Raw genomic sequence first — 11663 nt, forward strand, 5'->3', positions numbered from 1 at the left:
GTGGAGCCTGCTTTTCCTGTGGGGGCGAATTCATTCGCCAAGGGCGGCGCAGCTGCCCCCACGGCATCCAGATATTCTCCTATCCCGGTCCCCGGCCCAGCTGCTGGCGCATGCGCTTGACCTCGCAATGCAGGTCGCGCTGCTGGAAGGCTTCACGCAGCTGGTTGCGCAGGTCGTCCGGGTCCCAGGGACGGGTGACGAAGCGGTAGATCACGCCCTCGTTCACCGCCTTGAGGATGCTGCCCACCTCGGTAGCGCCGCAGAGGGCCATGCGGATCGCCTCCGGGTAGATCACCTTGATCCGTCGCAGGAATTCAACGCCGTCCATGTCGGTCAGGCTGAGGCCGGTCAGCACCACGTCCACCCTTTGCGTGGCCATCAGGTTGAGCGCCGCCTCGCTGGAATCGGCGATCAGCATCCGGTAGCTCTCCAGGCGCAATGCCCGCCGCAGCGCGTCGAAGGTGTCGGGGTCGCCATCGACCACCAGCAGGAAACGCTCGTCCCCGTCGAGGATGTTGGCCGGCAGGGTCAGCGCCGAGCCTTCCTGGAGGAACTGCAGGCAGGCCTGGGGCGGTAATGGTGGTGAGTAGTAGTAGCCCTGCAGCTCGTCGCAGCCGGCGGCGCGCAGGAAGCCCAACTGCCCCACGTTCTCCACGCCTTCAGCGATGACCCGGATGCCGAGGTTGTGGCCGATGGTGATCATCGAGCGCACCAGGGAGGCGCTATCAGGTTCGGTGATCACATCGGTGATGAAGCTGCGGTCGATCTTCAGCTGGCTGAAGGGGAAGCGCTTGAGGTAGCCGATCGACGAATAGCCGGTGCCGAAGTCGTCGATGGAGAAGCGGATGCCCTCTGCCTTGAGGGCGCGCATTTTCACCAGGGCATCGTCGGCATTGGTCATCAGGATGTTTTCGGTCAGCTCGATCTTGACCCAGTGCGGCGGGATGCCGTGGACCTTCAGCAGGCCCAGCACGCGCTCGATGAAGTCGGTCTCGGTGAAGCTGATGGCGGAGAAGTTCACCGCCACCCTGAGGCCCTGGTTGAACACCTCGCGCCAGATGTTGAGCTGGCGGCAAACCATCTCGAACACATAAAAGTCGATGGAGACGATCCAGCCAGTTTCCTCGGCCAGGGGAATGAACTCATCCGGGCTGACCATCTTGCCGCTGCGGTTCCACCGTACCAGTGCCTCGAAGCCGCACAGGCGCCCGCTCTGCAGGTCCAGCTGCGGCTGGTAGACCACCATGAACTCCTGGTTCTGCAGGCCCAGGCGGGTTTCCCGCTCCATGGAAAGGCGCTTCTGCACCTGGTCGTTCATCTCCGACATGAAGGCGCAGATACGGTTTCGCCCCTGGTGCTTGGCCTGGTACATCGCGGTGTCGGCGTTGCGCAGCAGGGTGATGGCGTCGCGTCCGTCGCTGGGGTAGCAGCAGAAGCCGACGCTGCAGCTCACCGCCACTTCCTGCTCGTCCAGCATCACCGGCAGGGCGATGCTCTGCTTGAGGCGCTCCAGCCAGGCCACCTGCTCGCCCAGTTGGTCGGTTTCCATGAGCAGAACGATGAATTCGTCGCCACCCAGGCGCGCCACGGTGTCGATCTCGCGTACCCGCGAGCGCAAGCGATTGGCGACCTGGATCAGCAACTGGTCGCCGGCGTTGTGGCCGAGGCTGTCGTTGACCACCTTGAAGCGGTCGATGTCCATGAAGGCCAGGGTGAAGCGGCTGTGGTTGCGCGCGGCCAGGGCAATGGCCTGGCTGATGCGGTCGCTGAGCAGGTTGCGGTTGGGCAGGCCGGTGAGGCTGTCGTGGTTGGCCTGGTGCTCCAGTTCCTCCTGGTAGCGCTTGGCTTCGGTGATGTCGTGGAGTATGCCGACGAAGTGGCTGACCTTGCCGCGGTCGTTCACCACCGGCGACACCTTGAGGTCGTTCCAGAATTCCGAGCCGTCCTTGCGGAAGTTGCGCAGCAGCGCTCCGCCCTCCTCCTGGGCCGTCAGGAGCCGGCGGATGTTGCCCAGGTTCGGCTGATCGCGCTCCTCGCCCTGGAGAAAGCGGCAGTTGCGCCCCAGCACTTCCTCGGCCGAATAGCCGGTGATGCGTTCGAAAGCCGGGTTGACGTAGACGATCGGCTGGTCGGGCTGCTCGTTGTCGGTGATCACCACCGCGTTGACGCTGGCTTCCACCGCCCGCGTGCGAGTACGCATCTCCAGGTCGCGGCGCCGCTGTTCGGTGATGTCCTGGAACACCACGATGGCGCCCTGGATCACCTCGTTATTGTCGAAGAAGGGTACCGCCGAGTTGAGGAGGGTCTTGTGGCCGTCCTTGAAGGTCTGGATGTCGATGACTTCGTTGCGCGATACCTGCCCCTGCCGCACCGCGCGCATCACCGACCAGTCGCTCGCCGTCACCGGCTCGCCGCTGTCGGCCCACCAGCCGCGGTACTGGCTGTAGCCTTCTGCAGCGCTGGGATGCGGCCCGCCCCAGATCAGGCTGCTCTCCGGGTTGCTCATGATCAGCCGGCCCTGCCGGTCGGTCACCAGGACGCCCACAGGCAGGCTGTCGAGCACGTTGCGCAGCAGCGCCTCGCTCTGCGCCAGGGCCTCGGTACGCTGCTCCACCAGCTGTTCCATGCTCTCGAACAGGCGCACCCGGCCCAGGGCCATGGCGAGCTGCCGGCCAATGGAGGCCAGGGCATTGAGGGCTTCCTCGGGCCAGGCGTGGGCATCGCGCTGCACCACATTGAGCATGCCGATGATCTCGCCGCCCAGGAGCAGCGGGATGCTCGCGTGCACCGGCTTACCTGGCAGGCTGGCCAGCGCCGGGCAGCCCTGGATATTGCAGGGCGCGCTCAGGCCGTCGCTGACCCAGGCATGCCGGCACGGGCAATCGCGAACGCACCGGGTGAGGGCGTCCAGGCCATAGTCGCGGCCGCGCGCACGGGAGCCGGCCAGGCGTACCGAGGTTTCCGGATCCCGCGAATCGGCCATCAGCAGCCAGGCGCCGCCGGCGTCGGGAAATTCGAGGATGCGCCGCAGCGCCGCGTCTATCACGTTCTGCTCGTTACGGGCATCAGTCAGGCCGCTGGTGAAGTGAAACAGGCAGTTGAGCAGCGAGTTGCTGCGGGCCAGTTCATCGTGCTTGACCTGCAGCTCGTGGTTCAGCCGCACGCCCTGCTCATAGGTGGAGATCAGCAGGTCGAGGATCTGCTGGCGGCCGGCGGTGATGAAATGCCGTTCGCCCTCCAGCACCACCTCCACGCCCATCTGCACCCGTTCGTGGGTGCGCAGTTCCAGGTTCACCAGGAAGTAGCGGATGCGCGACATCAGGTACTTCTCGTCGAACGGTTTGACGATGAAGTTGTCGGCGCCCGAGGCGAGCCCATGCACCACGTCACGGGCATCGGCCAGGGAGGTGACCAGGATCACCGGGATGCTCTGGGTCTGGGCCGAGCCCTTGACCTGCCGGCACAGCTCGTAGCCGTCCATTTCCGGCATCACTATATCGCTGATGACGATGGTCGGTCGCCGTTCGGCGATCATCCCCAGCGCCTCGACGCCGTTGCGGGCGACACGCACCCGGCAGCCGACCGCTTCGAGCATGTACTGCAACTCGGTAGCCTGGGTCGGACTGTCCTCCACTACGAGGATTTCAGCATCCGTGTACATGGTGTCTCTCCCTTTCATGCATCTTTTGCGGCCAGGCGTTCGGCAATCAGGTTGAGCAAGGCGGCCATGCCGTCCGGCGTCAACACCTGGCGGACGGCGTCCAGGCCAATGGCGGCCTGGGGCATGGAATCGATCATGGCGCTGGAAGGCTCCTGCGCCAGCGTCAGCGCACCGCTGCGGCGCAACATTGCCATTCCCTCCGCGCCATCGCGGCCCATGCCCGAGAGCTGGATACCAATAGCCCGCTCGCGGAAATGCTGTGCTGCGGAGCGGAACATGTAGTTGGCCGAGGGCCGCACCAGTCCCTCTGGCGGACCACAGTGCAGGGCGACCCGACGGTTGCCGGCGAAGCCCAGGTGATAGCCATCCGGTGCGAGGTAGAGACACCCCGGCGCGAGCTCCTGGCCATCCTCGGCAATCAGCACCGGCAGATGGGTGAGCGTCGCCAGCCAGTCGCGAAAGCTCGGCAGGAAGCCCGTGGCTATGTGCTGCACCAGCATCAGCGGCCAGGGCTGCGGCAGCTGCAGGCGCTCCAGCAGACTCTTGAGCGCTGCCGGTCCGCCCGCCGAGGCGGCGATGGCCACCAGCTGCGGCGGCGCCTGCACGCTTTGCGCCACCAGCTCGGCGAGCGTCTGCTGGCGCGCGGGCTCGCCATTGGCCTTGCGCGGGCGCCGCACTATCTTCACCTGGGACATGCTGCGCACAGTGCGCAACAGCTCGCCGACCCGCTCGTTGAAATCCTCGGCGTCCGGGCCGCCGGGCTTGTCCAGCACCGCCAGGGCGCCGGCCTCGAGGGCGCGCATGGCAGTGGCCGAGGCATAGGCGTTGGCGCTGGCGGTGAGCACCACCACCGGTAGCGGGTAACGCTCGAGTATGTGCTCGGTGGTTTCGTAACCATCCATGCCGGGCATGTGCACATCCATGGTGATGATGTCGGGGGTGAAGCGCAGCAGCAGCTTGAGCGCCTCCTCCCCAGTGCCCGCTTCTTTGACCAGGAATCCCTCACCCTCGAAAATCGCACGCAGCAGCAGGCGGGCAACCGGCGAATCATCCACTATCAGTATGCGCATGGCCCTGCCCCTCCTTGGCGCCGATCCCCTGATCGACGCTCCCTTCAGATCAACCGGCGGATGGCGTCCAGCAGGCTGTCCTGCTCGAAGCCACTCTTCACCAGGTACGCATTGGCGCCGGCCTCCAGGCCACGGGCGCGGTCCTCGGCCGAGTGCAGCGCCGTCACCAGCACCACCGGCAACCCGGCCATCTCGCGGTCGGCGCGAATCCGGCGGGTCAGCGTGAAGCCGTCCAGCCGGGGCATTTCCACATCCGACACCAGCAGGTCGAACTGCCCCTGCTTCAGCGCATTCCAGGCTTCCAGGCCGTCGTTGGCGGTGGCCACCTGGTAGCCGGCGCCTTCGAGGATTGCCTTGAGCAGGCCTCGCGAGGTGAAGGAGTCTTCGGCTATCAGCAGGCGCTGGCGCGCGCTGCCGGGCCGCGCCTGGCCTTGCTGGGCGAAGCTAGAACCCTGGGTTTCCAGGGCACTGCGATAGAGGTCCCCTGGGTGCAGGATGGGCACCAGCTGGCCGTCCCCCAGCACGGTGGCGCCCAGCAGGTTGCGCACTCGTACCAGTTGCCGGCCAAGTCCCTTGACGATGATCTCCTGGTCCCCCAGCAGCTCTTCCACCAGCAATACGAAGCGCTCGCCACGCACCTTCAACAGCAACAGGGTGAGGTCGTCCTCGCCCGGCTCCAGGTGGCCGAGGCCGAGCACTTCGGCCAGGGTCCAGAGCGGCAGCACTTCCCCGTCGACGGTCACCGAGGGCCGGTTCTCCAGGTTCTTCATGGCGTCCAGCGGCAGCCGCAGGCAACGCTCCACCGCCAGTGCTGGAACCGCGAAAACCCGCTCGGCATCGCGCACTATCACGGCGCGGAAGGTGGACAGGCTGAGCGGCAGATGCAGGTGGAAGCAGGTGCCCTTGCCGGCACGGGACTCCACCTCGATGCGCCCGCCCAGCCGCTCCACCGTCTCCTGCACGATGGCCATGCCCAGGCCGCGCCCGGAGAGGTCGGTGATGATCCGGCTGGTGGACAGCCCCGAAGCGAAGATCAGCTTGGCGGCCTCGGGGTCCGCCAGGGTCTGGGCCTGTTCCGGGCCGAGCAGGCCGCTGGACACCGCCCTGGCCTTGAGCCGCTCCAGGTCGAGTCCGGCGCCGTCGTCGCTGACCCGCAGCTCGAAGCGGTCCGCCGACTCCTGGATCAGCTCCAGATCCAGGCGGCCCGTCGGCTCCTTGCCGATGCGGCTGCGCACCTCGGGCCTCTCCAGGCCATGGTCGATGGCATTGCGCAGCAAGTGGGTGAGCACAATGCGCAGCTCGTCGAGGATGCGCTTGTCCACCTGCAGGCTCGCACCCTTCACCTCCAGGTCGACGCGCTTTCCGGCCTGGCTGGCGAGGTCCTGGACCATGGCCGGCAAGCCCTCCACCAGGGCGCTGCCGGAGAGCAGCAGGACTCGTTGCAATTCGTCGGTGAGGCTGCCGGAGAGTTGCTCCAGGCCCTGCGCCAGGTGGTTACCGGCGCTCGCCAGGCGGCTGGCGTTGAAGTGCAGGCGGTCCAGCTGCAGCAGGCTCCAGTCCAGGTAGTCGAGCACACCTTTGAGGGCATCCGACGTGCCCGGCGGCAACTCGTCCAGGCCCTCGCGCAGCTGGCGCAGCACCCCGCCGCTGAGCAGGCGCTTGGTGCGCTGCGGCTCGAAGGCGGCCATATGGGCCTGCAGGCTCCGCGCATGGGCCTGGGCCTCCAACTTGTGCTGGAGCAGTGCCTCGCTCTGGAACAGCAGGGCGTCCAGGCGCTGGGCCGATACCCGCACGGTCGCCGGGTCCGCCGGGAGCGACTCCACGGCCGGCGGCAGTTCCCCCGGCAGTTCGATCGCATCGCCTTCTGCGGCGGCTTCCAGGCTCTCGATCACGCGCTGCTGGTCATGCTCATCCAGGGCTTGGCCGCCCTGCAGCCGTTGCACGGCTTTGAGGGTATGGCGGCACAACTCCACCCGCTCCGGCGTCAGTCTCAGGCGGCCGTGGCGTACCGCCGCCAACAGGCTTTCCCAGGCATGGCAGAGCTGCTCGATGGCCGTTACCCCGGCCGCGCGCGCGGCGCCCTTGAGGCTGTGCACCTCGCGAAACAACGACTCGATGGAGTCCACCGAAGCCGTGCCCTCGCGCCAGTTGGCCAGGCCATCGGCCAGAACGCCGAGGCGCTCTTCCGCCTCGCTGCGGAAACTGGCCAGCAGGCGCTGTCTGAGGGCTTCCCGATCCAGGCTCATGGCAGTCTCACAACTTGAACTGGGCTGCCAGTCCCTTGAGTTTCAGGCCCAGCTGATGAAGGTTGCGCGCCGCCAGGTCGACCTGACGGGTGCCGCCGACGTTGTCCTGGCTGGCCTGGCGGATGTTCTCCATCGCCGTGCCGATCTGGTCCATGCCGATCATTTGCTGCTGGCTAGTGACGGCGATCTGCAGGGCCATCTCGCTGGACTCCTCGATGCTGCTGCTGAGGGTGCGGATCGCCTCGCCACTGACCTGGGCTCGCTCGTAGCCACTTTCCACCGACTTGCTGCCCTCCTCCGCCTGCAGCACCGCCTTGGTCATGGCCTTCTGGATGTCACCGAGGATGCTGCGCACCTGGGCCGTGGCCAGCTTGGACTGCTCGGCCAGGGTCTTCACTTCCTGCGCCACCACCGAGAAGCCCTTGCCGGCCTCACCGGCCTTCACCGCCTCGATGGAGGCGTTCACCCCGAGCAGGTTGGATTGCTCGGCCAGGTCGTTCACCGAAGCGACTATCTCGCCGATGGTCTGGCTCTGTTCGCCCAGGCGCATCACGCTCTCGGCCACTGCCTGCATCTGCGCCCGTATCCGGCTCATACCCTTGAGGGTCTCGTCCACCGACTGGCGCCCGGCCTGGGCCACCTGACGGGTGCGCTCGGCGCTTTCGGTGACCGACTGGGACTTGTTGCCGGAGAGAATGGCGGTCTGCTTCACCTCTTCCACCGTGGTGGCGATCTCGCTGATGGCAGTGGCGGTTTCCTGGGTACCCGAGGCGACCTGGGTGGTGACCGCGAGGATCTCTTCGCTGGCGGTGGCCAGCACCGAGATGCCCTCATTGAGCTCCTGCACCAGCTCACGCAGGTAGCGGCTCATGTTGACGAAGGCCAGGGCCAGCCGGCCCACCTCGTCCTGGCGGGTGGTGCTGGGAATCTCCCGGGGAATTTCGCCACGGCCGATCTGCTCCGCCCAGCCGGTCAAGCGCGCCAAGGGCTGGGCGATATGGCGGCTGAGCAGCCAGGCCAGCAGCCCGGTGACCAGCACCAGGATCAGGCTGTAGTAGAAGGTCCGCTCACGCAGCGCCTCCAGGGTGAGAGCCGACTGCTCCATGCCGGCGTTGATGCGCTTGTCGGTGATGGTCACCAGCTCCTGGCCGAGGTCGTAGATCTTCTCCACCCGCTGGCGCTGCGGCCCACCGATCAGGTTGCGCGCCTCTTCCTGGCGGCCGCTGGCGATCAGCGGCAGCACCTCCTCGTCGCGAACGCGCAGGTAGTCGGCGCGCAGGGCCTTCATCCGGTCCAGCAGGTCCACGGTCTGCTGGTCATCCACCACCGCCTCACGCAGGCGGTCCAGCAGCTTGTCGTTGGCCTCGGTATTGCGCAGCAGGCTGTCGTCCCGGCCCTGAATCGAGCCCTCGCTCAGCGCCTGCAGCAGCTCCACCCGTTGCAGGGTGAGGTTGAGCAGCAGCTCCTTCACGTCGGAGATGCGCACGTAGCGCCGCTTGAACTGCGCCGCCTCCTGCGCCTGCAGGCTGGAGAAGCTTTCCAGCGTGTTGAACAGCAGGAAACCGAACGCCAGGATCAGGGCCGCGAAGGCCAGCATAAGCTTGTTGCCGATCCGCAGGTTCATCAGATTGCCCAGCATGGTCCTTTCTCCTTGTGCCTATTCGTCTGCCTCGATGCGCAGGCTGGGGTCTCCCAGCAGGCGCGCACCGTCCAGCACCGTCCATTGATCCGGGGTGACCCCCAGCAAGTAGTTCGCCCTGATTCCCGACAGGTTCGCCAGGCCGCCCTGCAGGCTGTCGCGCTGGATACGCGTGATGCCCTGTACCCGGTCGATCAGCAGGCCGAACTCCATCTCCGGCCCGCGCAATACCGCGAGGAAGTTCTTGTCGGAAATCCCCTCCATGGGCAGTTCGAAGAACACCCGCAAATCCAGCACCGAAACTATGTGGCCGCGCACATTGACTATCCCCAGGACGAAGGGCGGCGTGCCCGGCAGCGGGGTGAACTGCGGTAGCGGGAGGACCGCCGAGACATACTGCGCCTCCACCGCGTAGACCTCCTGGCTGAGGTTGAAGCAGAGCACCTCCAGCCAGGCGTCCGGTTGATCCTGTTCAGTGCCGCGCGCCCACTCGCGGCTGCGCGCCGCCAGGCGTGACTCACGCTCCTCGCGGCTGATGACGAAGCCGCTGTCGATGCGCCGCTCGAACTCCGCCAGGCGCTGGTGAATCTCCTCCCAATGACCTTCCCGGGTCTCGCCCATCAAGGTTTCGCCTCCATCAGTTGCTCACAGAGCCGCAGCAGCTGCGCACAGCTCAACCCATCGCCCTGGGGCACCGGTGCCTCGGGTGGTTGCCGGGCAAGCAGCTCGCGGCAGTTCCGCAGCGCCCTGGCGCTGGCCGGCCGCTGCCCGCTCCCGCCCAGCAACCGGGCCAGGTGGAAGTGGGCGAGGATGAATTCGGGGTCCAGGTACAGCACCTTCTGCAGTTCCGTCACGGCGCCGAGCTCATCGCCGGCCTGCTGCGCCAGCATGGCCGCGAGCCAGTGGGCGCCAGCCGAGGTGGGGTCCAGTGCCAGGGCACGCTGCAGCCAGGGTTCGGCCTCATCGCCGCGCTGCCCGTCGGCCCAGCTGCGCACCATCAGCAGGCAGGCCTGGTGCCTTTGGGCCTGGGTCAGGCCGGGGCTGGCCAGGTAGTCCAGCAGGGTCTGCCGGCCTTGCGCATGGCGGCCTTGCTCCAGGGCTTGCCGGGCCTGCTGCCAGAGCGAGTCGCTGTCGCAGTGCAGGGGAATCTCCGGCGCACTCGGCGGCAGCGTCGGTTCTGACCTCGTCGCCTGCGGCACGGACGCTGGCTGCCAGAGGAAAGGTTGCTCCACCCGTGGCAACGGCAGCGGCGTCACGGCCGGCCGAGGTGGCAGACGGCTTCCGGCACGCAGCGCGCAGTTGCTACCGGCCCAGAAGCCACTGAACCCGGCCTGGGTGGCCAGTCCCGCCTCCACCGCGCTCAGCAGCAGCAGGCCCTCGCCGGTGAGGCAGCTCAACAGGCGGCGCAGGGCACCGGCGGACTGCTCCGGGGAAAAGTACATCAGCACGTTGCGGCAGAGGATCAGGTCCAGCTCCGCCAGACCCTTTTCGGCGTTGGGCAGGCGGCCCTGCACCAGGTTGTGGCGGAAGAAACGGATGCGCCCGCGCCATGCCGGCCTGACCCGCCAGTACCTGCCCTCGGCCTGGAAGTAACGGTGGCGGAACTCGTCCTCGTTGCGGCGGAAGGCGTTCTGGCCGTAGCGGCCCTGTTCCGCACGATCCAGGAAGCCCTGGTTGAGGTCACTGGCAAAAAGCTCGATCGACCAGCTGGAACGATCCTTGCCCAGCAGGTCGTCGAGTAGAAACAGAAGGCTGTAGGCCTCTTCGCCCGTGCAGCAGGCCGCGCTCCAGATTCGCAGGTGCCGGTAGCCCTGCTCACGGCGCCGCGCGATCAGCGGTCCCAGATGCTGGCGGGCCAGCCAGTCGAAAGCCTCGGCATCGCGACGGAAATAGGTTTCGCCCACGGTGAAGACCGACGTCAGCGCCTGCACCTGGGCCTCGTCCCACTCGGCGAAGGCCAGTGCCTCCAGCCAAGCCGGCAGGTCGGCCTGGCCCTGCTCCAGGGCCAGCAGCCTGAAGCGGCGTAGCAGCTCGCTGCGCCGCGCACCGGAAAAATCCAGCCCCAGGTGCTGGTGGACCTTGCGCAATAGCACCTCGAGTACCCGTGCCGAGCAGATGGGCTCAATCAGGTCCATGGGCGCCCCTTGCGAGCACCATGGCTTCGGCCAGACGCTCCTCGTCCGCATCGGAGAGCACCTGCTCCACATCCTGGATCAGCAGCAGCCCTTCGGCCGTGCGAACCACACCCTTGAGCAGGGCCGAGGGCACCTGCGGATGGGGAGCGGGGGAAAAGTCTTCGGCGGCGCAGCTGGCGGCGGCCTCCACCGCCTCCACGGGCACAAGCAGCTCCCGCTGCTGCGTCTTCAACCAGAGGAAGGGCTGCCAGAGAGCCGGCTTGGCCGAAGGCCAGGCGAAGCGCCGGGCCAGGTCCACCACCGGCAACACCTGCCCACGAACGTTGACCAGTCCGAACACCGTATCGGGAGCGCCGGGGAGCGGCGTCCACAGCAAAGCGGGGAGCACACGGACCACAGAGTCCAGGCTCACCGCCAAGTGCTGCCCCGCCAGCCAGAACGGCAGCACGAAATATCTATCCATAGAGGCATCCTGCTGCCGCTAGCTCTAGCCATAGAAGGTAGCTCAGGGCCAGCATGCGTCCAGAAAAAGCATGGGGATCCATGGATAACTTCGTACAGTCTGAACGGCAGAGGCCTACGCAGCAGCGGACCGTAGGCGCGTTTCGGAAAGACCAGGCACGATCAGGCTAATCGTGGTCATGAACTGCCGGCTCTGCCCGTGCGGCTGATAAATGGAGGCCGGCAGGTTTGCAGGCTGCGCCGGGGGATTCACGTAAGCCGGAATTTCCCGCGCGCAAAGACAAACCCCCGACACGCCTTAGCGTATCGGGGGTTTGGGATAGAAGCTTGACGATGACCTACTCTCACATGGAGAAGCTCCACACTACCATCGGCGATGCGTCGTTTCACTACTGAGTTCGGGATGGGATCAGGTGGTTCCAACGCTCTATGATCGTCAAGCAATTCGGT

7 protein-coding genes and 1 rRNA gene are annotated in these 11663 nt (G+C 66.5%); all 8 read right to left on the reverse strand.

The genetic code is table 11. The features are described 5' to 3' along the window. Nucleotides 1–79: 79 nt before the first annotated feature. Nucleotides 80–3661, reverse strand: a complete 3582-nt coding sequence (locus E8F11_RS18330) for an EAL domain-containing protein (protein ID WP_280290265.1) — start codon at nucleotides 3659–3661, stop codon at nucleotides 80–82. 14 nt (nucleotides 3662–3675) lie between these two features. Further along, nucleotides 3676–4731, reverse strand: coding sequence for a chemotaxis protein CheB (locus E8F11_RS18335; protein WP_280290266.1), 1056 nt, complete (start codon nucleotides 4729–4731; stop codon nucleotides 3676–3678). Nucleotides 4732–4775: 44 nt separating this feature from the next. Further along, nucleotides 4776–6977, reverse strand: coding sequence for a response regulator (locus tag E8F11_RS18340; protein WP_280290267.1), 2202 nt, complete (start codon nucleotides 6975–6977; stop codon nucleotides 4776–4778). Between the two features lie 7 nt (nucleotides 6978–6984). Further along, on the reverse strand, nucleotides 6985–8616 hold the full coding sequence (locus E8F11_RS18345; RefSeq protein WP_280290268.1) for a methyl-accepting chemotaxis protein: 1632 nt from the start codon (nucleotides 8614–8616) through the stop codon (nucleotides 6985–6987). 18 nt (nucleotides 8617–8634) lie between these two features. Next, nucleotides 8635–9237: a chemotaxis protein CheW gene (locus tag E8F11_RS18350; RefSeq protein WP_280290269.1), complete on the reverse strand. Its 603-nt coding sequence runs from the start codon at nucleotides 9235–9237 to the stop codon at nucleotides 8635–8637. Then, the gene (locus E8F11_RS18355; RefSeq protein ID WP_280290270.1) at nucleotides 9237–10751 is read right to left on the reverse strand and encodes a CheR family methyltransferase; all 1515 of its coding nucleotides are present in this window, start codon (nucleotides 10749–10751) and stop codon (nucleotides 9237–9239) included. The genes E8F11_RS18350 and E8F11_RS18355 overlap by 1 nt, the downstream gene beginning before the upstream one ends. Next, complete coding sequence (locus E8F11_RS18360) at nucleotides 10738–11214, reverse strand: chemotaxis protein CheW (protein ID WP_280290271.1); 477 nt, start codon at nucleotides 11212–11214, stop codon at nucleotides 10738–10740. Before E8F11_RS18360 ends, E8F11_RS18355 begins: the two co-directional genes overlap by 14 nt. A 324-nt stretch (nucleotides 11215–11538) precedes the next feature. After that, nucleotides 11539–11654, reverse strand: a 5S ribosomal RNA gene (gene rrf, locus E8F11_RS18365). Nucleotides 11655–11663 lie beyond the last annotated feature (9 nt).

Source organism: Pseudomonas sp. BN417 (assembly GCF_029871205.1).
Taxonomy (GTDB): domain Bacteria; phylum Pseudomonadota; class Gammaproteobacteria; order Pseudomonadales; family Pseudomonadaceae; genus Metapseudomonas.

Excerpts from the sequence above, each read along its gene's own strand:
- E8F11_RS18330 (WP_280290265.1), bottom strand. The coding sequence starts at position 3,661 with ATGTACACGGATGCTGAAATCCTCGTAGTGGAGGACAGTCCGACCCAG.
- E8F11_RS18335 (WP_280290266.1), bottom strand. The coding sequence starts at position 4,731 with ATGCGCATACTGATAGTGGATGATTCGCCGGTTGCCCGCCTGCTGCTG.
- E8F11_RS18340 (WP_280290267.1), bottom strand. The coding sequence starts at position 6,977 with ATGAGCCTGGATCGGGAAGCCCTCAGACAGCGCCTGCTGGCCAGTTTC.
- E8F11_RS18345 (WP_280290268.1), bottom strand. The coding sequence starts at position 8,616 with ATGCTGGGCAATCTGATGAACCTGCGGATCGGCAACAAGCTTATGCTG.
- E8F11_RS18350 (WP_280290269.1), bottom strand. The coding sequence starts at position 9,237 with ATGGGCGAGACCCGGGAAGGTCATTGGGAGGAGATTCACCAGCGCCTG.
- E8F11_RS18355 (WP_280290270.1), bottom strand. The coding sequence starts at position 10,751 with ATGGACCTGATTGAGCCCATCTGCTCGGCACGGGTACTCGAGGTGCTA.
- E8F11_RS18360 (WP_280290271.1), bottom strand. The coding sequence starts at position 11,214 with ATGGATAGATATTTCGTGCTGCCGTTCTGGCTGGCGGGGCAGCACTTG.